This window comes from Arthrobacter sp. 10T44, assembly GCF_056393885.1.
In genome coordinates, this window is record NZ_JBFTGT010000001.1 from 16,524 (window position 1) to 38,152 (window position 21,629).

Below are 21,629 nucleotides of genomic sequence, written 5' to 3' on the forward strand. Positions count from 1 at the left end.
TCTGTCGCGATATATCTTGACCCCTCACCGGGCGCGATATATCGTGTTTCCATAGTCGCGATATATCGCAAGCACCGAGGCTCGCCTGATCGCACCCGCCCGCATCCGGAGGAAGCATGGAACAGAATTCGTGGACCGTTACGGGTCCCCAGACGATCGACGTCGACGGCGTCCGCTCGCTCAAGCTCGGCATTGTCCGCGGCCGCTTCGACGTCGTCACCCACGACGAGGACGTGGCCCGGATCGAGGTCTCCGAGGTCGACGGCGATCCGCTGGCGATCAGCCTCACCGAGGGCCGCCTCGAGGTGCGCCACCAGCTCCACGGCCCGCAGGGCTGGTTCAAGAACCTGATGGGCACGGTCAACAACAACTCAAGCAACAGCGTGGTCATCAGCATTGCCCTGCCGGCCGGTGTGGACGTCGAGGCCGGTACTGTCAGCGGCGACGGCATGGTCTCCGGCCTCACCGGGCACACCCGGCTGAACACCGTCTCCGGCTCGGTGCTGGCCGACGGCACCGCGGGTGAACTGGCCGTCAGCACCGTCAGCGGCGAGGTGATCGCCCGCAACCACCACGGCGTCCTGACCGCCAAGAGCGTCTCCGGCGAAGTCACCGCCTCTGGCGAATTCAGCAACATCCGCGCCAACACCGTCAGCGGGGACCTGAGCTTCGACCTGCACGGCTTCACCCAGGACTTCGGCGCCAACTCGGTCTCCGGCGATGTCACCATCCGGCTGCCGCACGACGTCGGCGTGGACATCATCGCGAAGTCGGCCAGCGGCGCGGTCGTGATCGACGACCAGCGGTACGCCCAGCCCGGCGGATCCGTGCAGACCATCGCCGGTCCCGATGCCAAGCTCATGCTGGTCCGGACCAACTCGGTATCGGGGAAGACCTCGATCTTCCACCGCCAGCCCAGCACGGACACCGAAGCGGGGCTGTGATGCCGCCCGTCTTTGCCCACGGCGCGCTGCGGCTGTACCTGCTGGCCCTGCTGGAGTCCGGCCCCAAGCACGGCTACGAGCTGATCAAGGCACTCAGCGATCGCTTCGGCGGCACGTACTCCCCCAGCGCCGGGACCATCTATCCGCGGCTCGCCAAGCTGGAGGAGGAGGGGCTCGTCGCCACCCACACCGAGGGCCGGCGCACCAACTACAGCATCACCCCGGCCGGCTTGGTGGAACTCAACAGGCGGCGGGAGGAGCTGGCCGACGTGGAGGACGACATTTCCGCCTCCGTCCGTCGACTGGCCGACAAGCTGCGGCAGGACATCCGGGTGAACATGCAGGGGCTGCGCGCGGACCTTGCCGCCACGGCCGAGGCGGCCCGCTCCACGGCCCGCAGTGCCGCCTCCCCCGCCGGCGCGCGCTACTCCAAGGAAAGCGACCGCAGGCTGCGGGAGGCCGAAATGCTGGTGCAGTCCTTCCGGGACGATATGCGGGTCGAGCTGCGCCGCCACGCCGGAGCCCGGCCGGTCACCCCAGTCACCCTTGAAACCGTCAAGACGGTCCTGGACCAGGCCCGGATCTCCATCCGGAACTCACTGGAGGGCTGAGCCGCACGACGGCGGCCGCCGGTTCGCGGCGGGTCCGCCAATGTGGGAGACTTGAGGGCAGCTCTTTTGAGTACCAAGATTAAGGAGGCCAGCTATGAGCAAACGTGCACGTAAACGTCGTGACCGTAAGCGTGGCGGCGCGAACCACGGTAAGCGCCCCAACGCCTAAGCCAAGGCTTGGATATCAAGCTTTAAGCGAAAGACCCCGGAAACCTCACGGTTCCCGGGGTCTTTCGCTGTTTCTTGGTCCTTCGCGGGGCCCGGCGGCGCTCAGGCCTCCGCGTCGGCCTCAACCGCGCGGATCGAGTGGATCCGGTCGAGGATGGAATTCTTGAGATTCTCGGGCGCGGCCTCCGTGCAGGAGCGCTTCACCATCACGCGGATGACGCACTCGAGGTCATACTGCTCGTGGCACTCGGGGCACTCGTCGAGGTGGTCCTTGATCTCGGCGATGTCGTCGTGTGTCAGGGCCCCGTCGAGGTACTCGTAGATGCGCTGCATCCGGGTGTCATCGCAGTCGCCCAGTCCCTGGCAGTCGCTCATTTCCTGTTCTCCTGATTGTTGCTTTCGGCCGCTGCGGCGGGATCGCCCGCGGCTTTGAATCCCCGCTCGGCCGCGTAGTCGGCCAGCATGTCCCGCAGCATTCTCCGGCCGCGGTGCAGCCGGGACATGACGGTCCCGATCGGGGTGTTCATGATGTCTGAAATTTCCTTGTACGCGAAGCCCTCGACGTCGGCGAAGTAGACGGCGAGCCGGAACTCCTCCGGAATCGACTGCAGGGCCCGTTTTACGTCCGAGTCCGGCAGATGGTCCAGCGCTTCAGCCTCCGCCGAGCGCAGGCCGGTCGAGGTGTGCGACTCGGCGCGGGCCAACTGCCAGTCCTCGATGGTGTCCGAGTTCGACTGCAGCGGTTCACGCTGGCGCTTGCGGTACAGGTTGATGTACGTGTTGGTGAGGATCCGGTACAGCCATGCCTTGAGGTTCGTTCCGGGCTTGTACTGGTGGAAGGCGGAAAACGCCTTCGTGTACGCCTCCTGGACGAGGTCCTCGGCGTCGGCGGGATTCCGCGCCATCCGCATGGCCGCGGAGTAAAGCTGGTCGACGTACTGCATCGCGTCGCGCTCGAAGCGGATGCGGCGCTCGTCGGTGGTCTCGGCAGTCGTGTCCAGCGGCTGGCCGGTGCCGTCCGCCGCTACGGTTTCCACGGCTGTTCGTTCCGCGATGGCCTCGTCCGCGGCCGTCGCCTGCGCCGTACTACTGGCGGCGGCTGCCTTGGTGGGCTTGGCGTCGTCGTTTCCGGCAACCTCGTGCATGGCCGCAACGGCCGGATCCATGGTGCTCATTGCGTTCAAGTCTACTGTCACCTTCCGGCGGGTGCTCAAAGCCCCCGTCAGGGCCGCGGCCCACGGGTCCGCGGCGGCTTCATCCAGCAGCCCGGATTCTTTAACCAGAACCAAACCTCCGCCTTCCTGCACTGGCCGGATGACCGGCCGTGCCCATAGTTATTGCGCTGGTTTTCCCGCCCCCATTTCGGCTGGAATCTGTCATGCACAACCCCGCACAACGGGCAAATATTCCGCAAAAGTGCAAGACTAGAACCGGTTCTCCCGCACAGCGTCCGCGGTTCGTCCATCCAGGAGGAAATTCATGTCCTTTGTCCGCTTTCTCGCCCGCCCCATGCTCGCCTCCAGTTTCGTGCTCGCAGGCATGGACAAGCTAAAGAATGCGGATGACACTGCGACACAGCTGTCTCCCCTGCTGCGCCGCGCGGCTGAGTCCCTCCCCTTCCAGGCCGACGAGAAAGTCCTGGCCCGCGTGATCGGCGGCACCCAAGTGGGTGCCGGCGTGTGCCTGGCCCTCGGCAAGGCCTCCCGCCTGGCCGCCACCGTGCTCGCTGTGATCTCGGCGCTCAATGGCTACGTTGAATGGCGCAGCGCGGACATCTCGTCCAAGGAAGGCCGCGACGCCCGGCGCAAGCAGCTGCTGAAGAACGTCTCACTGACCGGCGGGGTGCTGCTGGCTTCCGTGGACACCGCGGGCAAGCCGAGCCTGGCCTGGCGTGCAGAGCACCTCGCCGCCGACGCCCGGAAGACCACCGCACACCTCGCCGCGGACGCCCGGAAGACCACCGGCAAGAAGCTGAAGAAGGCTGACAAGGCGGTCCGCAAGGCCGTCGACCACGCTGTCGGGGCCTAAGACGGCAATGACTGGCACCACCCCCACCGCTGCAGCCCCTTCCCTTCCAGCCGGCGGCGGTCCGCATTGGCGTGCGCCCTTCGCCGAGCGTCCCGTCGACGCCACCGTCACCGTTCCCGGCTCCAAGTCCCTGACTAACCGGTACCTGATCCTGGCCGCCCTCGCGGACGGGCCGTCCAAGCTCCGTGCTCCGCTGCACTCCCGGGACTCGGCCCTGATGATCAAGGCCCTCCGGCAGCTGGGGGCCACCATCACCGAAGTGCCCGGCGACGGCGCCTACGGCCCGGACCTGGACATCACCCCCATCGCCCCGGATGCCGCTGCCGCTGACACCACAATCGACTGCGGCCTGGCCGGCACTGTGATGCGCTTCGTGCCTCCGGTCGCCGCGCTGCACCGCGGCCGCTCAGCATTCGACGGCGATCCCCACGCCCGCAACCGGCCGATGGGCACCATCATCGAGGCACTGACCGGTCTCGGCGTCGCCGTCAGCGCCCCCGACGGCGGACCGGCGTCGTCGTTGCCGTTTTCCGTCCAGGGAACGGGAGAAGTCCGCGGCGGCCACCTCGTCATCGACGCCAGCGCCTCGTCGCAGTTCGTTTCCGCCCTGCTGCTCGCGGGAGCCCGGTTTACCGAGGGACTCCACCTCGAACACGTGGGAAAGCCCGTACCGAGCCTGGACCACATCAACATGACGGTCGCCGTGCTGCGCGGCGTGGGCGTGGCGGTCGATGACTCGGTGCCGAACCACTGGGTTATTTCCCCCGGCCCGATCCGCGCCTTCGACCAGCGGATCGAACAGGACCTCTCCAATGCCGGGCCGTTTCTCGCCGCGGCCCTCGCCACCCGCGGAACCGTGCGGATCCCCAACTGGCCGGCCGGGACCACCCAGGTCGGCGATCTCTGGCGCGGCATCCTGGCCACCATGGGCGCCACCGTGACGCTGGAGCACGGCACCCTGACCGTGAGCGGCGGCCCGGAGATCAAGGGCGGCGACTTTGACGAAACCAGCGAGCTCGCGCCGACCGTGGCAGCCCTCTGTGCCCTGGCCACCGGCCCCTCCCGGCTGAGCGGCATCGCCCACCTCCGGGGCCACGAAACCGACCGGCTCGCCGCCCTCGTCGCGGAAATCAACCGCCTTGGCGGGGACGCCGAAGAGACCGCCGACGGACTCATCATCAGGCCGGCGAAGCTGCACGGCGGCGTCGTGCACAGCTACGCGGACCACCGCATGGCCACCGCGGGCGCAATCCTCGGTCTCGCGGTCCCGGACGTGGAGGTCGAGGACATCGCCACCACGGCCAAGACCATGCCCGGCTTCCCGCAGCTGTGGGGGGCCATGCTCAGCCAGGCAAGCACCGCAGACAAGGACGCCGCCGGTGGCACGCAGCACTGACTCCTGGGACGAATCCGACGTCCGGATCCGCCCCAACAAAAAGGGCTCCCGCCCCCGCACCAAGGACCGGCCCAGCTACGACGACGCCGTCACCGGCCGGATCGTCACCGTGGACCGCGGACGCTACACCGCCGTCGTCGGCGAGGGCACCGCCGACGAACGCAAGATCATCGCGGCGCGGGCCAGGGAGCTGCGCCGCAACCCCGTAGTTGCCGGGGACTTCGTCTCGCTCGTCGGGGACGTCAGCGGCGAACCCGACACCCTGGCCCGGCTGGTCAAGATCCAGGACCGCAGGACGCTGTTGCGCCGCAGCGCGGACGACACGGACCCGATCGAACGCGCCGTCGTCGCCAACGCCGACCAGCTCGTCGTTGTCGTGGCCGCAGCCAACCCGGAACCCCGCACCGGCTTCATCGACCGCGCGCTGGTGGCCGCCTACGACGCCGGCATCGAACCGCTGCTGCTCGTCACCAAGGCCGACGTCAAGGACCCCGCCGAGCTGCTGGCCAACTACCAGCACCTGGATTTCCCGGTGATCATCTCCAAGACCGCGGATTCGGCCGCCTCCGGCATCGACGCCCGCTCCGATGACGGCCTGTCCGCCCGGCTGGACAAGGCCGCCGTGTCGCAGCTGCGGGACTACCTCGACGGGAAGGTCACCGTCATGCTGGGCCACTCCGGCGTCGGCAAATCCACCATGGTGAACGCGCTCACCGGCGCCGAACGGGCCACCGGCGGCGTCAACGCGGTCACCGGCCGCGGCCGCCACACCTCCTCCTCCGCGCTGGCGCTGAAGGTCAGTGATGCGCCTGCGGGCAGCTGGATCATCGACACCCCGGGCATCCGCTCCTTCGGCCTGGCCCATGTGGACCCGGACCGGATCCTGCGTTCCTTCCCGGACCTGGCTCCTGGCACCGATGACTGCGAGCGGGGCTGCAAGCACGACGCCACCGCCGTCAATTGCGGCGTGGACGCCTGGGTGCAGGGCGGCCACGCGGGCCCGTCCGGCCCGGCCCGGCTCGCCTCGCTGCGCCGGCTGCTGGGCACCGATCCGCGGCTGGAAGCGCAGGACACCAAGGAACTCGGCAGCGTCTCATAGCCGCGTCTACTTGGCGGCAGCGACGTGGCCTCCCGGTCCGCGGCGCGTTTTGACGGTAGTTTGGAAGCATGAGCCAACCAGCTTCGAGCTACAACGATGACCTGCGCCTTGCCCATGTACTGGCAGATTCCGTAGATTCCCAGACCATGAGCCGCTTCAAGGCGCTCGACCTTCGGATCGAGACGAAGCCGGACCTGACCCCCGTCACCGACGCGGACAAGTCCGCCGAGGAAGCCATCCGCGGGCAGCTGTCCCGCTCCCGCCCGCGCGACGCCGTCCTGGGCGAGGAGTTCGGCAGCTCCGGCCACGGTTCGCGCCGCTGGATCATCGACCCGATCGATGGCACCAAGAATTTCGTCCGCGGCGTCCCGGTCTGGGCCACCCTGATCGCCCTCGTCGACGAAGGCGAACCCGTGGTGGGCGTCGTCAGCGCCCCCGCACTGGGCAAGCGCTGGTGGGCCGCCAAGGGCGCCGGCGCCTACATGGGCCGCTCACTGGCCGCCGCGACCCGGCTGAGGGTCTCCAACGTCTCCCGGCTCGCCGATGCGTCGCTGTCCTATTCGAGCCTCGGCGGCTGGAAGCAGCGCGGCAACCTCGACGAGTTCCTCGGACTCACCGAGGAGGTCTGGCGTACCCGCGCCTATGGCGATTTCTGGTCCTACTGCCTCGTGGCCGAAGGCGCCGTCGACATCGCCTGCGAGCCCGAACTCAACCTCTACGACATGGCGGCGCTGGTCCCGATCGTGACGGAGGCCGGCGGCCGCTTCACCTCGCTCGAGGGAGAGGACGGCCCCTTCGGCGGCAACGCGCTGGCGACCAACTCGATCCTGCACTCCGAAGTCCTCAAGCGCCTCAACCCGGGCCTCGACGACCTGCTCTAGCCGGCCACGCCCGAGGCAGCCCGTAACACTACGCTTCATATTCCGCCCTCCCTTTTCCGTGCGACCGGCCATGTCCTAGGCTCGAAGCAGGTCACGAGTGCCAGCGCAAAACCCCGGTTTGCTGGCCGGCAACCCTCCATTCGCGGCGGGGTGCCCCGGGTGACGACCTGGCCGGTCCGGAGCGGACCCGGCAAGCGCGGATCCCCTGTGTGCGGGGTCCTTTTCGAGCGAGGTCCCATGACGACTGCCACCATCCCCACCCACACCACCAGCGCCGGCGGCCCGGAGTTCACCGACGCACGCTTCGACGCCGCCCGCCGGCCACTGTCCGCGGTTTCCGGCGCCGAAATCCTGGCCCCCCTGATCCAGGGCGGCCAGGTCCGGTACGCCAACCTGGACTACGGAGCCTCCGCCCCGGCGCTGTCCGTGGTGTCCGCCTACCTGAACGAGATCCTGCCGTACTACGCCAGCGTGCACCGCGGCGCCGGCTACGCCTCCCAACTGAGTACCTCGGTGTACGAAAACGCCCGGAACATCGTCCGCGGGTTCGTCGGCGGCCGTCCGGATGACTCCGTGATCTTCACCCGGAACACCACCGACGCACTGAACCTGCTGGCCGGCTGCCTGCCCGTCGACGACGGCCGACACACCGGCGAGGTGCTTTACCTCGATATCGAGCACCACGCCAACCTGCTGCCCTGGCAAAACGTCCCGCACCGCAGCGTCGTCGCGGCGCCCACCCTCGCCGGCACCGTGGAGCGGCTCCGGGCGGAACTCGCCCTCGGCGGAGTAAGCCTGCTCGCCGTGACCGGCGCGTCCAACGTCACCGGCGAAATCCTGCCGATCCGTGAGCTGGCCGCGCTGGCGCACGAATTCGGCGCCCGGATCGCCGTCGATGCGGCCCAGTTGGCCCCGCACCGCCGCATCAACATCGCCGCGGACGACGTCGACTACCTCGCCTTCTCCGGCCACAAGCTCTACGCCCCGTTCGGCGCCGGCGTGCTGGTGGGCCGGCCGGACTGGCTGGACGCCGGCACCCCGCACCTGGCCGGCGGCGGCGCAGTACGGGACGCACGGCTCGACGCCGTCAGCTGGACCACCGGGCCGGCCCGCCACGAGGGCGGCTCCCCCAATGTCCTGGGCGCGGCCGCGCTGGCCCGCGCCAGCCAGGTCATCGAGGCGCTGGACGAGCAGCAGTGGCACGCCCACGAGGACGCCATCCGTTCCTTCCTGGTCGAGGGGCTGGAGCGGATCGACGGCGTAACGGTCCACCACATCTTCGAGGACACCGGCCGGGAAGGCGGCCCCGGGACGATCGGCGTGGTCAACTTCTCGGTCGCCGGTTACGACGCCGGCCTGGTCGCCGCATACCTGTCCGCGGAGCACGGCATAGGCCTGCGCGACGGCCGGTTCTGCGCCCACCCGCTGCTAAAACGGCTCGGCCTGCCCGCCGGTTCGCTCCGGGCCAGCTTCGGCCTCGGCTCACGGCTCAACGACGCGCAGCGGCTGCTCGCCGGGCTCCAGGAGCTGCGGCGGAACGGCCTGGGCTGGGACTACGTCGTAGACGCCGGACGCTGGGTGCCGGCCAACGACACGCGGAGCTATCCGCACTGGGCGCCGAACACGCCTGGCACCGCTGGCGCAGCCCCCTGCTCCGTCGACTGACCGGCAGCGCAGCCCGGGCCGCGTGCGGTAAATTCGACAGGTACGCACCAGAGCTGCCGAAGGAGATCGCACGTGGCACGCGGCGGCCCCAAACTGCACCACCCCGGACTGCAGGGTGGCCCAAAACTGCAGCACCAGCGGCGGCGGGAGCTCGGGCAGAGCTTCCAGGACGGCGGCGAGCACTACGACCGGGTCCGGCCCGGCTATCCGGCGGATTCGGCCGATTGGCTGATCCCGGCCGGGGCCCACGACGCCGCCGACCTGGGCGCCGGGACCGGTAAGTTCACGGCGCTCCTGGTCCAACGGGGGCTCAGGACCGTGGCCGTCGATCCGTCCCCGGACATGCTCGACCAGCTGCGCCGCGCCCTCCCGGGAGTCGCCGCCGTCGAGGGTACCGCCGAACACACCGGGCTGGCTTCGGGGGCCTTCGACCTGGTCACGGTGGCCCAGGCCTGGCACTGGTGCGATCCCCTGCTGGCCAGTACCGAGGCGGCCCGGATCCTGCGGCCGCACGGCGTTCTCGGCCTGATCTGGAACCAGCTCGACACCTCGGTCCCCTGGGTGCACAGGCTGTCCCGGATCATGCATGCGGGGGACGTCCACAAGCCCCACTTCACGCCGCCGCTGGGACCGGAATTCATCGGGCTGGAGAGTCATCTCACCCGCTGGGAGGATCCAGTAACCACGCAGGACGTCATGGAACTGACCAAATCCCGCAGCTACTACCTGCGGGCAGGCGAGAGCACCAGGGCCAAGGTGCTCGCTAACCTCGACTGGTACCTGCACGAGCACCTCGGACACACTGCCGGGCAGCTCCTGCCGCTTCCCTACCTGACGCAAAGCTGGCGTGCCGTCAAAGCCTGAGGTTCCCGCATTGCACTGACCACGCCGCGGCGCCTATTATTTCGGTGTGCCTAACTTATATTTGTAGGCACTCAGGAACTTCTTGGGAGCCCGCAGTGCTGGACGTAGCCGGACACGAACCCCTGCCCGCGGGGAAACCGCCTGCCCGCAGGATCAGGGGTAGCCGCCGGGCTTTGCTGGGCCTGCTCGGCCCGGCGTTCGTGGCTGCCATCGCCTATGTGGACCCCGGCAACGTCGCCGCCAACCTGACGGCCGGGGCACAGTACGGTTATCTGCTCGTCTGGGTTCTCGTCGCCGCCAACGTCATGGCGGTGCTGGTCCAGTACCAGTCCGCCAAGCTCGGCATCGTCACCGGCAAGACCCTCCCGGAGATCCTCGGCGAGCGGCTCCGGCCGGCCTGGCGCCGCGCCTTCTGGGTCCAGGCCGAGATTGTGGCCGCAGCCACCGACCTCGCCGAGGTGGTGGGCGGCGCGGTGGCCTTGTACCTGCTCTTCGGCCTTCCGCTCCCCCTCGGCGCCGTCATTGTGGGCGGCATTTCGATGGCCCTGCTCGCCGTGCAGAGCCGCAACCAGCAGCGCCCCTTCGAGTTCGTCATCATGTTCCTGCTGGGCATCATCACCGTCGGGTTCCTGGCCGGACTGTTCATCAGCCCGCCGGATCCGGGCGGGTTCGTGGCCGGGCTTGTGCCTGGCTTCCAGGGCCCGGACACGGTGCTGCTGGCCGCGAGCATGCTCGGTGCCACGGTGATGCCGCACGCCATCTACGTCCACTCGGCGCTCTCCCGGGACCGGCACCGCCCGGATCCGCATCTGCATGTCCCGCCGCACGCCATTGCCCGGCTGATCAAAGCCACGCGCTGGGACGTCGTCGCGGCGCTGGCCGTCGCCGGCATCGTCAACATCGGAATGCTGCTGCTGGCCGCGTCCACGCTGGGCGGTGAAGACGGCACGGACACGATCGAGGGTGCCCACGCCGCCATCACCGCCAACCTCGGCCCGGTGGTCGGCGTGGTCTTCGCCGTCGGCCTGCTTGCCTCCGGCCTGGCCTCCACCTCGGTGGGCTGCTACGCCGGCGGAACCATCATGCAGGGCCTGCTCAAGATCCGCATTCCGCTGATGACGCGACGGGTGCTGACCCTGGTCCCCGCCGTCGTCCTGCTGGCCGTCGGCTTCGACCCCACCTGGGGGCTGGTGCTCAGCCAGGTTGTGCTCAGCTTCGGGATTCCGTTCGTGCTAGTCCCGCTCGTGGTGCTGACCAGCAGCAAGCCCCTGATGGGCCGGTTCGCGGACGGCATGACCCTGCGGGTGGCCGCCGTCGTCAGCGTGATCCTGGTGGTGGCGCTGAACCTGGTCCTGCTGTGGCTCACCTTCACCGGCGCCGCCGGACGGTAGGCTTGGGGCTGTGAAGACCAGTCCGCCCTCCTCCTCCATTGAGGACTACGTCAAGGTCATCTACTCCTTCACGGAGTGGCAGGACAAGCCCATCACCTCCACCCAGCTGGCCCAGCGGCTGGGCGTCGCGAATTCCTCGGTCTCCGAGATGGTCCGCAAGCTCAAGGACCAGGGCCTGGTGGACCACAAGCCGTACAGTGCCGTCACCCTGACCGAGGACGGCGTGCGTCTGGCCCTCTCCATGGTCCGGCGGCACCGGCTGATCGAGACATTCCTGGTCCAGGAGCTCGGCTACCGCTGGGACGAGGTCCACGACGAGGCCGAGCTGCTTGAACACGCCGTCTCGGACACCTTCATCGAGCGGATGTCCGCCAAGCTGGGCAATCCGGTCCGCGACCCGCACGGCGACCCCATTCCGGCCGCGGACGGCTCGGTCCTGATGCCGCCGGCCTACCGGATGAGCGAGCTCGACGACGGCCACACCGGCCGGATCACCCGGATCAGCGACGAAAACCCCGAGCTGCTGCGCTACCTCGCCGCCGAACAGATCGACCTGGACTCCGACGTCGAAGTCCTGGGCCGGAAGCCCTTCGGCGGCCCGCTCGTGGTCCGCATCGGCGCCCGCGGCGAGCTGCGCGAAATCGACCTCGCCGACGAGGTGGCCTCCGCACTCTGGGTGCACAGCGACGCGGCCCATTCCGGCTGCCGCGTCGAGGGGCGCTGAATGGAAGCGTTGGATGCGGAGCGCCGCCCGGCGACGGTCGCGGCGGTTCCCGGCTGGCGGGCATGGGCGGCAGTCGCCGTCGGCGGCCTGATCGGAACCGAGCTGCGCTACGGCGCTGGGCTGGTCTTCCCCGAGGCGGCAGGCGCCGTGCCGTGGACCACGCTTGCGATCAACGTCCTGGGGAGCTTTGTCCTGGCCGCCCTGACCACCATCTGGATTGCCCGGCCGCGGACAGCTTTCTGGCTCCGGGCGGGCCTCGGCCCGGGGCTCCTTGGCTCCTTCACCACCTTTTCCGCGCTGGCCCTCGCCGTCGACCAGCAGATTCGCGGCGGCTTCCACGCCGTGTGGCTCGCCTACCTCGGCTTGTCGCTGGTCCTGGGGCTCGGCGCGGCGGCGGCCGGCTGGAAATCGGGCAAAGCGCTGGCCGACCTGAGCGGCAGGGCACAGTGACCGCCGCCCTGCTGGTGGGGGTCTTCGGAGTGGCCGGCGCCCTGGCCAGGTTCGCCGTCGACTCCTGGTTCGCCCACCGGCCTGGACCCCACCCGCACTGGCCCTGGGCCACCCTGGCCGTCAACGTGGCCGGATCCTTCATCATCGGGCTGTCCCTCGGGGTGACGCCGCGCCTTGGGCTCGGCCCCGAGTGGCAGACGGCGGTCGCCAGCGGCCTGGCCGGAGGCCTGACCACGTTCAGTTCCTGGACCACGGCCACCATCCGGCTGGTCAGCGAAGCACGCTACCGGGCCGCCGCCCTGAACGTGGCCGCGAACCTGGCGGCGGGGCTGGCGGCGGCCGCCGTCGGCGTCGCGCTGGCCGGCTAAGCCGGCTGGGTAGGGGCGTCCCCTCCCTCACTGTCCGCGGGTTCCCTCGGCGGGTTCCTGATCCCGACGGCGGACGCCGCAGCGCCCGCGACGAATAGCGCGGCGGTGACCGCCGCCGTGCCGTGCAGGCCCGACGTCGTGATCACCGGTCCGGTGATGAGCCCGGCAAAGGCGATGGTCACCAGGCCCGCGATGCGGGCGACGGCGTTGTTGACGGCCGAGCCGATCCCTGCTTCTTCAGGATCCACGGCACCCAGGATCGCGGAGGTCAGCGGCGCCACTGTCACGGCCAAACCGAGTCCGAAGACCACCAGCCCGGGAAAGACCTCTCCGAAGTAATCCAGCGGCAGGCCGATCCCCAGCATCATCAAAAAGCCCGCCGCGCACAGCAGCGGCCCGGCCGTCATGAACCAGCGCGGACCGAAGCGGCCGGAGAGAGCCCCGATCTTTGCGGAGAGCAGGAGCAGGATCAAGGTGGAGGGCAGCAGGGCGATGCCGGCTGCGGTGGCCCCCAGACCGGCGACCTGCTGCAGGAAAAGCCCCAGGACGAAGAACCCAAGGTTCAACGCCCCGTAGATCACCGTGGTGGCGACGTTGCCCCAGCCGAAGTTGCGGAGGGCGAAAAGCCGCAGCGGCATCATCGGCGCCGGGGTCCGCCGCTCGTGGAGCAGGAACCCGGCCAGGCCGGCAATCCCAAGGACCAGCGGCAGCCAGACCTGCGGGGCGCCCCAGCCGAGGCTCCCGCGTTCGATAAAGGCGTACACGACGCCGCCCAGGCCGATGATCGCCAGGACGGTACCCGTGACGTCGATCGTGCTGCCGGGCGCGCGTCCCAGATCCAGTTCGCGCAGCCTGCGCAGGGCCGGCCACACGGCAACCGCCGGGACGATGTTGAGGAAGAAAATGACCCGCCAGGTGAACACATCCACGGAGATGCCGCCAAGCACCGGGGCCGCCACGATGGCCCCGGAGGTCCACGCGGACCACTTGCCGATCGCGGCGGACTGGGCCGGGCCACTGAACACCGTCACGATCAGGGCCAGCGAGCTGGGCACCAGCAGTGCTCCGGCGACGCCCTGCAGGCCGCGCGCCACAATCAGCGACTCCCCGCTCCAGGCGAGGCCGCAAAGCACGGAGGTGGCGGTGAAGCCTGCGAGGCCCCATTGCAGCACCCGGACCCGGCCGAACTGGTCCGAGAGGGAGCCGGCGACCAGGATCAGCGCCCCCAGCGTAAGCAGGTAGGCGTCCACCACCCATTGCTGGACCACCAGGCCGCCGCCGAGTTCACGGCTGATCGCCGGGAGTGCAAGGTTGACCACCGAACCGTCGAGGAAGGCGATGAAGGACGCGACGATCGCCACGTACAGCACGCGCCTCTCAAGGCTGGACAGGGCTGTGGCGGGGGTGCCGGACATGGCTGCTGCCTTCCTCACTGCCTGCCGGACGGCGGGCACCGGGTTTGGGATGAGCCTAGCACCGGCGGCCGGCTGACTGCCGGTGTGCCCGGATCCCGTAAAGTTGAAGGATGGTTACGAGACGCGAAGCTGCCCAGGCCCTTGATATTCCGCTGGAAATGGCACACCGTCACGGCATTCCGTCCCGCCTGTCCGAGGCCGAACTCGGCGCCCTGCTGGACAGCCCGCCGGCCTGGCTCCTCCAGTCGAGGGCCAACCGGACGGGCAAACGCCCGGTCTGGGTCCAGCTGACCTGTGCCGTGTGCGGCTTCTCCGAAACGGCCCGGCCCAAAAAGTGGTGGCCGGAGTTCAGCTTCGTCTGCTGCGCCCACCATGCCCCGCACGAGCGGCCCGCCCTGGAGGCCGGGCTGGTCCGCAGCGAATATGAGGGCGTCGGCAGCCGCTTCATCGGCATCGTGGACGTCGCGGTGCCCGAGGCGTAGCCTTAAAAGCACGGGCTCATCCCGGGCCCCCCGCCTTTAGGGAGCGCGCAAATGCCTGACAAGTCGCCGCACCGGCACCTTACGAAGAAGCCGGTCAAAACCATCAAGGAAAAACGGGCCGAGAAGAAGGCCAAGCACATCGTGGACGAGCACACCGATCCGGTGGCGCACATCAAGAAGCGCTAACCCGCCGTCCAACACAACAAAGTCGAGCACAACAAAAAGGCCGGAAGCTGATGCTTCCGGCCTTTTGCTACGGGGTGGAGCTCCGTTGCCGGCGCTCCCTATGTGGAGATGGGGGGAATTGAACCCCCGTCCGATGTCGTGTTGTCAGGGCTTCTCCGGGCGCAGTTTGCGTCGGATTTTCTCGGCCCCAGCCATGCTGCAAACAGCTGGCTGATCCGGGCCCAGTCATCAAAGAGTCCCGTTCACCCCGATGACGGAGGTAAACAGCAGTGGCTATCTAAATGACGCCAGGATCCGGGGCAATAGCAACCTCGGGCTGACGGACTGTCTTACTGCTTAGGCAGCGAGAGCGAAGTCAGTGCGTTTTGATTCGGCACTTATTGGTTTGCAGACAGCGTTTACGAGATAATTCTGCATCCTCGGCCCGCTTCACCTGTCGCGACTAACATCGTCGAAACCGATCATCCCCGTATTTTTTTATCAAACCGGTCAGGTTCCCGCCGATCCGCCTTCGCGGGTTCAGCCGGTTCCTTCCCGGACTACCAATCATAACGCAAGGCCCGCCGGATTCATTCCCGCGGGTTTGGTGCACCTTGCCTAGCGCCTGTTCCGCTCGCGCATCACGCGCAGGGCCTCACGCTTGTCCTGCTGCTCGCGCAGCGTCTGGCGCTTGTCGTATTCCTTCTTGCCCCGGGCGACGCCGATCTCCACCTTCGCGCGGCCGTCCACGAAGTACAGCTGCAGCGGCACGATTGTGAAGCCGGATTCGCGGATCTTGTGCGAGATTTTGGTCAGCTCGTCGCGGTGCAGCAGCAGCTTGCGACGGCGGCGCGCGGCATGATTGGTCCAGCTCCCCTGGTGGTACTCGGGGATGTGGATGCCCTCCATCCACAACTCGTCGTTGTAGAAGGTGCAGAAGCCGTCAACCATGGAGGCATGGCCCTCGCGGAGGGACTTCACTTCGGTGCCCATGAGCGCGATACCGGCCTCATAGGTATCCATGATGTGGTAGTCGTGCCGGGCCTTGCGGTTGGTGGCCACTACCTTCCGGCCACTTTCTTTAGGCACGGTAAAACTCCTTAGTCGATGGATCGGGTCAGTTCCAGTTTAGAGCAGGCCCATCGGGTCGACTGCCTGGCCGTTGACCCAGGTCTCGAAGTGCGAGTGGCAGCCGGTGGAGTTGCCGGTGGTCCCGGAGTATGCGATCAGCTGACCCTGGCTGACCTGCTGGCCGTCAGAGACCACCACAGAGGTGTTGTGGTAGAAGATCGTGGTCAGCGAGTTGCCCTGCACAACGCCGTGCGAGATTTTCACGTGGTTGCCGCCGCCGTCGTTCCCCCACCCCGCCGAGAAGACCGTGCCGGCCGCCGGGGCGTAAACCGGAGTGCCGCAAGCGGCGCCGAAGTCGATGCCGGTGTGCATGTAGCCGCCCTGGCCGTAGAAGTCGATGGTGCCCGGCGGCGTCGCGCGCCAGCCGAAACCCGAGGTGATCGGGACGCCGTTGAACGGGCTGCGCAGGCCGAAAGCCGACACCGGTCCCGGCGGGGCCGGGACGTAAGGCGCCGGCCGGGGCGCGACCTGGCCCTGGGCCCGGGCCGCCGCGGCGGCCGCAGCGGCGCGGGCCGCCGCGATCCGGCGCTGTTCAGCTTCCCAGGCCTCGCGCAGCTTCCGGTCGCGTTCGACGATTTCGGCCGCGACGGCGTCCTGCCGGGCTTTGACCTGCGCGAGCTGGCCCTGGATGGCGGGCTTGGCTGCCTGCAGCTGTTTGTTCAGCCGGGTGGTGTCGGAGATCAGCTTGTCCACCGTGGCCTTTTTGGCCGCCGCCTCGTCGCGTGCCGCCTGCTCCCGGACCAGCGCCGCGTCAGCCTTGGCCTTGAGGTCCGCGATTTCGGCTTCCACCGCCTGCAGTCGCGCCTGGGAGTTGACGTTCGTGGCGTTCTGCTGGGTCAACTTGTCCATCGCGGTGTTCTGGCTGCGCAGCGCCTGGTCCGCCAGGTCGATGGTGTCGGTCAGGCTGCCGTTGTTCGAGCCAAAGAAGAGCGAGAGGTTGGACGGCACGCCGCCGGACTTGTAAGCCTGGGTGGCAATCTGCCCGATCAGCTTGCGGGTGTCGGTGATCTTCTTCTGGTCATTCGCCAGCTGCTGGGTGATTTTGGCTTTGTTCTGCTGGGCCAGGTCCACGCGGGCAGCGAGGGCTTCAACCTCCTTGACCGCACCGGCCACACGGCCCTGGGCATCAAGCAACGCCTGCTGGGCACCGGGAAGCTGGCCCTGGTAGAGCACCAGGTCGCCTGCCGCTTTGGCGATGCGTGCGTCCACGAACTCCAACGAATGCTGGACCCGCTCGGCCTCAGCCCTGAGCGCAGCCTGCTGGTCTTCGAGGGTGTCGGCGAACGCCACCGGGGTCGAAGCGCCCAGGTTGGCCGCGAGGACGAGCACCACGGCGGCGCTGATCAGGCGGCCGCGGCGGAGGGTACGGCGGGCCGGATCGGTGCGTCGGACCATCGGTTTCATGAGCATTCCTCTTCGTTGCGCAAAGCTAGACCCTCAGGTAACGGCGGAGGGTCAGGAGAGATGAGGTGCCGGCCAGCAGCACACCAAGGCCGATCAGGGCCGGCGCCAGGAGCAGCGTCTGGGCCGGGGAAATGAAGGCAGTGTCCGGATACTGTTTGGACAGGACCCCGCCGAGGAAGAAGTGGGCGACGGCCCACAGCGTGCCGGAGGCGAGGGCCGCGCCAATCACGGCCGCGATCACGCCCTCCAGGATGAAGGGCAGCTGGATCACCATCTTCGACGCGCCCACGAGGCGCATGATCCCGGTTTCCCGGCGGCGGCTGAAGGCGGAGAGCCGGATGGTGGTGGCTATCAGCAGGATGGCGCAGACAATCATCACACCGGCCACGCTGACCGCCACCAGGGAGGCGGCGTTCATCGCGGAGAAGAGCCGTTCCAGCAGCTGCCGCTGGTCGATGACGGACTCCACACCGGCCTGCGAGGAGAAGTTCTCGCTGATGACCTCATACTTTTCCGGATCCTTCAGGTTGATCCGGAAGGAGGCCGGGAGCTGGTCCGGGGTGACCGAGTCAACGATCGGCGAGTTGGAGAACTGCTCCTTGAAGTGCTTGTAGGCCTCGTCCTTCGATTCAAACTGGAAATCGTTGACGTACTGGGCCACGGACGGGGACTGCAGCAGCTTGCGCAGGTTGGCCTGCTGCTCCGGAGTCGCCGGGCCGGAGGCGCAGCCTGGCGCCGTCGAACCGTCGCTGCAGAGGAAGACGGCGACCTGGACCTTGTCGTACCAGTACCCCTTCATCTGGTTGATCTGAAGCTGCAGCATGCCGGCGGCACCCACGAAAGTCAGGGATACGAAGGTCACCAGGATGACGGAGACCACCATGGACAGGTTCCGGCGCAGGCCGCTGCCGATCTCGGCCAGGATAAAAGCGAGTCTCACAGCTTGCCCTCCCGTGCGTGCTGGGCCTCGCCGTTGGCGGCGCCGACGTCGGACGGCTCGCGGCCGCTCGCGTCCCGCAGCCGGCGGGATTGTCCCACTACCGGGATCATCGAGGTGTACAGGGCCCGGGCCTCGTCACGGATCACGACCCCGTTGCGCAGTTCCACTACGCGTTTGCGCATCTCGTTGACGATGTCGTCGTCGTGGGTGGCCATCACCACGGTGGTGCCGTTCTGGTTGATCTTGTCGAGGACGCCCATGATGCCCATGGAGGTCGTCGGGTCGAGGTTGCCGGTGGGCTCGTCCGCCAGCAGGATGCCGGGACGGTTGACGACGGCGCGGGCGATCGCCACGCGCTGCTGCTCACCGCCGGACAGTTCGTGGGGCAACCGGTTTTCCTTGCCTTCGAGGCCGACGGTCTTGAGGACTTCGGGGACGGTTTCGCGGATGACGCTGCGGCTCCGGCCGATGACCTGCATGGCGAAGGCAACGTTGGCGAACACGGTTTTTTGGGGCAGCAGGCGGAAGTCCTGGAAGACGACGCCGATCCCCCGGCGCAGCCGCGGCACCCGCCAGCTGGAAATCTTCGCCACGTTCTGGCCTGCGACGTAGACGGCCCCTGAGGAGGCGCGGTCCTCTTTCAGCACCAGGCGCAGGAAGGTCGATTTGCCGGAGCCGGAGGCACCCACGAGGAAGGCGAACTCGCCACGGTCGATCTCAAGGTTGATCGAATCCAGCGCCGGTCGCGCGTTCTGGTCGTAGACCTTGGTGACATTTTCGAAACGGATCATGGCCCTAATACCCTGCAGGAGCCGGGCATCTTTCAGACCAGTTCTGCTGCCGGGGCGCGGGCTTTCTTTTGGGGGAAGTAGGGCACCGGCCCCTCGACTATACGCACGGGTAACAGCACAGGGGCCGGAGCACGGGGGCGTGTCGCGGGATTTGGGCCCGGCGGGCCGGTTATGGCACGGGCCGCCGGGGCGCCTTGCTAGTCTTCGGCGTTGCGGTTGTCGGTCCGCCAGCGGATGCCGGCGTCGATGAAGTCGTCGATCTCGCCGTCGAACACCGCCGAGGTGTTGCCCACCTCGTGCTCGGTGCGGAGGTCCTTGACCATCTGGTACGGGTTGAGCACGTAGGAGCGCATCTGGTCGCCCCAGGAGGCCTTTACGTCGCCGGCGAATGCCTTCTTCTCGGCGTTTTCCTGCTCCTTCTTGAGCAGCAGCAGGCGGGACTGCAGCACCCGCAGCGCCGCCGCGCGGTTCTGCAGCTGCGACTTCTCGTTTTGCATGGACACCACGGTGCCGGTGGGGATGTGGGTCAGGCGGACGGCGGAGTCCGTGGTGTTGACCGACTGGCCGCCCGGGCCGGAGGAGCGGAAGACGTCGACGCGGATCTCGTTGTCCGGGATGTCGATGGAGTCGGTCTGCTCGATCAGCGGGATGACTTCGACGGCGGCAAAGGACGTCTGGCGCCGGCCCTGGTTGTCGAAGGGGCTGATCCGGACCAGCCGGTGGGTGCCCGCCTCGACGCTCAGCGTGCCGTAGGCGTAGGGCGCCTTGACCTCGAAGGTGGCGGACTTCAGCCCGGCTTCTTCGGCGTAAGAGGTGTCCATGATGGTGGTCGGGTAGCCGTGGCGCTCGGCCCAGCGCAGGTACATCCGCAGCAGCATCTCGGCGAAGTCCGCGGCGTCCACGCCGCCGGCACCCGCGCGGATGGTGACCACGGCTTCGCGTTCGTCGAACTCGCCGGAGAGCAGCGTGACCACCTCAAGGTCCTTGAGGGCCTTGCGGATCGATTCGAGTTCCGCGGCGGCCTCCCCCATCGAGGCGGCGTCGTCCTCGTCCTGGCCCAGTTCCACGAGGACTTCCAGGTCGTCGATCCGGGCGGCCAGCTTGTTCAGCCGCTCCAGTTCGGACTGCTTGTGCGAGAGCTTGGAGGTGATGACCTGCGCGGCCGCGGGGTCGTCCCAAAGGTTCGGCTCGCCGGCGCGCTCGCTCAGTTCGTCGATGTCTTCCTTCAGCGCATCGACGTTCGAAACGTTCTCGATCGAGGCGTAGGTGGCGCGCAGCGCGCGGATTTCTGCGGGAAAATCAATGTTTGCCATGGTTTTTCAAGCCTACGCTATCCGCCGCGGACGCCCCGGCCCGGTGGTCGCGCCCGGGAGCCTCGCCCGGGCCCGGGGCTTGCGTGCGGTCAGCGCGTCAGCCGGGACCGCGCCGTCGACGTCGCCTCGATCCGGATGCCGTCCGGGACCAGGAAGTTCACGATGGGCGGGTGGACGGCGGCGCTGAGGACCACGACGGCGGTGGACCCGTCGGGACTGCCCGTCGCGGGGCCGACGGCCAGGCCGCTGAACCTGGCGAAGGCGCCGTTGCGGTTCAGGTAGTCGGCGGCGGTGCTGCGCACCCGGCTGCCGCTGAGGACTGCGGTGGGGCTTCCGGAGGAGCTTTGCAGCTGCCCCAGGGTGAAGCTGTCCGCGGCCGCCACGGAGGCCCCGTCCGCCAGCGACAGCAGTTTCTTGTGTTCGATGTAAACGTTGGACGCAGCCGCGACCACAGTGGTGACCAGCAGGGCAAGCAGTACATAGCCGATGATCAACACCATCAACTGGCCGTCCTCACCGTCCTGGCGTCCCGCCGACCCGACGGCCGGGTGGGTGGTCACCGGAACCGCCCAACGATCTGCGTGGCGGAGGCACTGAGCCGGCCGGCGTCGAGCCTCAGGGTGTCGCTGAACGGCACGAACGGCAGCGGCACCGCGAGTCGCACGGTGACGGTGACGGCGGATCCGGCAGCGGTGCAGTCGGCGGGAACGCAGCTGGTTTCCAGGCTCGCGTTTTCCGCCGGCTGCCCGTAGTCGGCGAGCGCCAGCTGCACGGCTTGTTCCGCGGCGGCCCGGCCGCTCGCGGCGTCGGGCTGGGCAACGTAGACCTTGGCTGCTTGGTCCGCTGCGCCGACCACCGCGAAGGAGCCGCCCTGGAGCTGGCCGATCGTGATGATGAAGTAGACCACCGGCACCATCAACAAGAGGGACAGGAAGGTGAATTCGATGACGGCGCTCCCCCGCTCGGCATCGTCGCTAGGGCTGGATGGCGGCATGGCCTTTCACCTCCAGTAGTTCGCGGGGGCCGATCAAGCCGATGACAGGAAGCGGTGCGCGGACAGTTACCTCCAGTGTGCGGATGCCGGCGTAGGTGGTCTCCGCGGTGCTGACGTCCCGGGCGAACTCCGGCGTGAGCGCCACCCCGATCAGTTGCGTGGTGCGTTCCTTGGCGTCGGCGGCGCCGCGGTCCGCCAGGGTGCCGTACCGGGCGCCCGAAGCCGCGGCATCGATCAGGGTATTCCGGACGTGCAGGACGAGGGCTAGCTGGATGATGCCCAAGAAGAACAGCGTGAGCAGTCCGCCGACCAGGACGAAGTCGACTACGGCTGAGCCGCGTTCCCGGCCGGCGGGACCGGCGGCGTCCTGGATGGCGGGGCCGGCACACTGGAGGGCGGGACCGA

Annotated in this window: 26 protein-coding genes, 1 other RNA gene and 1 riboswitch; of the genes, 15 read left to right on the plus strand and 12 right to left on the minus strand. The window is 68.2% G+C overall.

The features are described 5' to 3' along the window. Window positions 1-116 precede the first annotated feature (116 nt). The 3 genes from AC1DBL_RS00070 (at window position 117) to AC1DBL_RS00080 (ending at window position 1,724) form a co-directional block, all read left to right on the plus strand. Complete coding sequence (locus AC1DBL_RS00070; RefSeq protein ID WP_441417314.1) at window positions 117-944, plus strand: DUF4097 family beta strand repeat-containing protein; 828 nt, start codon at window positions 117-119, stop codon at window positions 942-944. Beyond that, the gene (locus tag AC1DBL_RS00075; protein WP_441417857.1) at window positions 944-1,555 is read left to right on the plus strand and encodes a PadR family transcriptional regulator; all 612 of its coding nucleotides are present in this window, start codon (window positions 944-946) and stop codon (window positions 1,553-1,555) included. Before AC1DBL_RS00070 ends, AC1DBL_RS00075 begins: the two co-directional genes overlap by 1 nt. A gap of 94 nt (window positions 1,556-1,649) precedes the next feature. After that, a complete protein-coding gene (locus AC1DBL_RS00080; RefSeq protein WP_104061284.1) occupies window positions 1,650-1,724 on the plus strand; it encodes a 50S ribosomal protein bL37 in 75 nt (24 codons plus the stop codon). 101 nt (window positions 1,725-1,825) lie between these two features. On the opposite strand, the gene rsrA is transcribed toward AC1DBL_RS00080, so the two are convergent. Together rsrA and AC1DBL_RS00090 are read right to left on the minus strand one after the other, a co-directional pair. Further along, window positions 1,826-2,098: a mycothiol system anti-sigma-R factor gene (gene rsrA, locus AC1DBL_RS00085; protein WP_441417313.1), complete on the minus strand. Its 273-nt coding sequence runs from the start codon at window positions 2,096-2,098 to the stop codon at window positions 1,826-1,828. Further along, window positions 2,095-3,012: a sigma-70 family RNA polymerase sigma factor gene (locus AC1DBL_RS00090; RefSeq protein WP_441417312.1), complete on the minus strand. Its 918-nt coding sequence runs from the start codon at window positions 3,010-3,012 to the stop codon at window positions 2,095-2,097. Before AC1DBL_RS00090 ends, rsrA begins: the two co-directional genes overlap by 4 nt. A gap of 190 nt (window positions 3,013-3,202) precedes the next feature. On the opposite strand from AC1DBL_RS00090, the gene AC1DBL_RS00095 reads away from it, so the two are divergent. The 10 genes from AC1DBL_RS00095 to AC1DBL_RS00140 all read left to right on the plus strand — a co-directional run bounded on the left by AC1DBL_RS00095 (window position 3,203) and on the right by AC1DBL_RS00140 (window position 12,589). Further along, window positions 3,203-3,751, plus strand: a complete 549-nt coding sequence (locus AC1DBL_RS00095) for a DoxX family protein (protein ID WP_441417311.1) — start codon at window positions 3,203-3,205, stop codon at window positions 3,749-3,751. Between the two features lie 7 nt (window positions 3,752-3,758). Further along, a complete protein-coding gene (gene aroA / locus AC1DBL_RS00100; RefSeq protein ID WP_476925235.1) occupies window positions 3,759-5,147 on the plus strand; it encodes a 3-phosphoshikimate 1-carboxyvinyltransferase in 1,389 nt (462 codons plus the stop codon). Next, window positions 5,131-6,246: a ribosome small subunit-dependent GTPase A gene (rsgA, locus tag AC1DBL_RS00105; RefSeq protein WP_441417309.1), complete on the plus strand. Its 1,116-nt coding sequence runs from the start codon at window positions 5,131-5,133 to the stop codon at window positions 6,244-6,246. Before aroA ends, rsgA begins: the two co-directional genes overlap by 17 nt. Window positions 6,247-6,314: 68 nt before the next feature. Then, window positions 6,315-7,127 (plus strand): histidinol-phosphatase, encoded by an 813-nt coding sequence (hisN, locus tag AC1DBL_RS00110; protein WP_175321887.1) that lies wholly within the window; start codon window positions 6,315-6,317, stop codon window positions 7,125-7,127. An 89-nt stretch (window positions 7,128-7,216) separates the two neighbouring features. Beyond that, window positions 7,217-7,330, plus strand: a riboswitch (SAM riboswitch). A gap of 34 nt (window positions 7,331-7,364) precedes the next feature. Further along, window positions 7,365-8,792, plus strand: a complete 1,428-nt coding sequence (locus AC1DBL_RS00115) for an aminotransferase class V-fold PLP-dependent enzyme (protein WP_441417308.1) — start codon at window positions 7,365-7,367, stop codon at window positions 8,790-8,792. A gap of 72 nt (window positions 8,793-8,864) precedes the next feature. Continuing rightward, window positions 8,865-9,656 (plus strand): class I SAM-dependent methyltransferase, encoded by a 792-nt coding sequence (locus tag AC1DBL_RS00120; RefSeq protein WP_476925236.1) that lies wholly within the window; start codon window positions 8,865-8,867, stop codon window positions 9,654-9,656. Between the two features lie 95 nt (window positions 9,657-9,751). Continuing rightward, window positions 9,752-11,047, plus strand: a complete 1,296-nt coding sequence (locus AC1DBL_RS00125) for an Nramp family divalent metal transporter (RefSeq protein ID WP_476925237.1) — start codon at window positions 9,752-9,754, stop codon at window positions 11,045-11,047. A gap of 10 nt (window positions 11,048-11,057) precedes the next feature. After that, window positions 11,058-11,771 (plus strand): metal-dependent transcriptional regulator, encoded by a 714-nt coding sequence (locus AC1DBL_RS00130; RefSeq protein ID WP_476925238.1) that lies wholly within the window; start codon window positions 11,058-11,060, stop codon window positions 11,769-11,771. Further along, a complete protein-coding gene (locus AC1DBL_RS00135; protein ID WP_476925239.1) occupies window positions 11,772-12,221 on the plus strand; it encodes a fluoride efflux transporter FluC in 450 nt (149 codons plus the stop codon). It abuts the gene before it with no gap. Beyond that, window positions 12,218-12,589 (plus strand): fluoride efflux transporter FluC, encoded by a 372-nt coding sequence (locus tag AC1DBL_RS00140; protein ID WP_476925240.1) that lies wholly within the window; start codon window positions 12,218-12,220, stop codon window positions 12,587-12,589. The genes AC1DBL_RS00135 and AC1DBL_RS00140 overlap by 4 nt, the downstream gene beginning before the upstream one ends. Here AC1DBL_RS00140 and AC1DBL_RS00145 read toward each other — a convergent pair. Next, window positions 12,586-14,004, minus strand: coding sequence for an MFS transporter (locus tag AC1DBL_RS00145; RefSeq protein WP_476925241.1), 1,419 nt, complete (start codon window positions 14,002-14,004; stop codon window positions 12,586-12,588). The two genes, AC1DBL_RS00140 and AC1DBL_RS00145, sit on opposite strands and share 4 nt — an antisense overlap. 110 nt (window positions 14,005-14,114) lie before the next feature. Between AC1DBL_RS00145 and AC1DBL_RS00150 the strand changes: the two genes are divergently transcribed. Together AC1DBL_RS00150 and AC1DBL_RS00155 are read left to right on the plus strand one after the other, a co-directional pair. After that, window positions 14,115-14,486, plus strand: a complete 372-nt coding sequence (locus tag AC1DBL_RS00150) for a hypothetical protein (RefSeq protein WP_476892269.1) — start codon at window positions 14,115-14,117, stop codon at window positions 14,484-14,486. Between the two features lie 51 nt (window positions 14,487-14,537). Next, window positions 14,538-14,672 (plus strand): hypothetical protein, encoded by a 135-nt coding sequence (locus AC1DBL_RS00155; RefSeq protein ID WP_261375082.1) that lies wholly within the window; start codon window positions 14,538-14,540, stop codon window positions 14,670-14,672. A gap of 100 nt (window positions 14,673-14,772) precedes the next feature. Here the strand turns inward: AC1DBL_RS00155 and ssrA are convergent. From ssrA to AC1DBL_RS00200, 9 genes are all read right to left on the minus strand, one after another. Next, window positions 14,773-15,141: a transfer-messenger RNA gene (gene ssrA, locus AC1DBL_RS00160) on the minus strand. 128 nt (window positions 15,142-15,269) lie between these two features. Continuing rightward, complete coding sequence (gene smpB, locus AC1DBL_RS00165) at window positions 15,270-15,740, minus strand: SsrA-binding protein SmpB (protein ID WP_441417300.1); 471 nt, start codon at window positions 15,738-15,740, stop codon at window positions 15,270-15,272. A 39-nt stretch (window positions 15,741-15,779) separates the two neighbouring features. Beyond that, window positions 15,780-17,186 (minus strand): peptidoglycan DD-metalloendopeptidase family protein, encoded by a 1,407-nt coding sequence (locus AC1DBL_RS00170; protein ID WP_476908569.1) that lies wholly within the window; start codon window positions 17,184-17,186, stop codon window positions 15,780-15,782. 25 nt (window positions 17,187-17,211) lie between these two features. Further along, window positions 17,212-18,126: a permease-like cell division protein FtsX gene (gene ftsX / locus AC1DBL_RS00175; RefSeq protein WP_441417298.1), complete on the minus strand. Its 915-nt coding sequence runs from the start codon at window positions 18,124-18,126 to the stop codon at window positions 17,212-17,214. Next, window positions 18,123-18,917, minus strand: a complete 795-nt coding sequence (gene ftsE, locus AC1DBL_RS00180) for a cell division ATP-binding protein FtsE (protein WP_476908568.1) — start codon at window positions 18,915-18,917, stop codon at window positions 18,123-18,125. Before ftsE ends, ftsX begins: the two co-directional genes overlap by 4 nt. A 197-nt stretch (window positions 18,918-19,114) precedes the next feature. Beyond that, window positions 19,115-20,230, minus strand: a complete 1,116-nt coding sequence (gene prfB, locus AC1DBL_RS00185) for a peptide chain release factor 2 (protein ID WP_476892265.1) — start codon at window positions 20,228-20,230, stop codon at window positions 19,115-19,117. A gap of 89 nt (window positions 20,231-20,319) precedes the next feature. Continuing rightward, entirely contained in the window at window positions 20,320-20,730 is a 411-nt protein-coding gene (locus tag AC1DBL_RS00190) for a pilus assembly protein TadG-related protein (RefSeq protein WP_476892304.1), read from the minus strand. A 56-nt stretch (window positions 20,731-20,786) separates the two neighbouring features. After that, the gene (locus AC1DBL_RS00195; protein ID WP_476892264.1) at window positions 20,787-21,224 is read right to left on the minus strand and encodes a hypothetical protein; all 438 of its coding nucleotides are present in this window, start codon (window positions 21,222-21,224) and stop codon (window positions 20,787-20,789) included. Next, window positions 21,205-21,597, minus strand: a complete 393-nt coding sequence (locus AC1DBL_RS00200; RefSeq protein ID WP_441417855.1) for a TadE family protein — start codon at window positions 21,595-21,597, stop codon at window positions 21,205-21,207. Before AC1DBL_RS00200 ends, AC1DBL_RS00195 begins: the two co-directional genes overlap by 20 nt. Window positions 21,598-21,629: the final 32 nt, after the last annotated feature.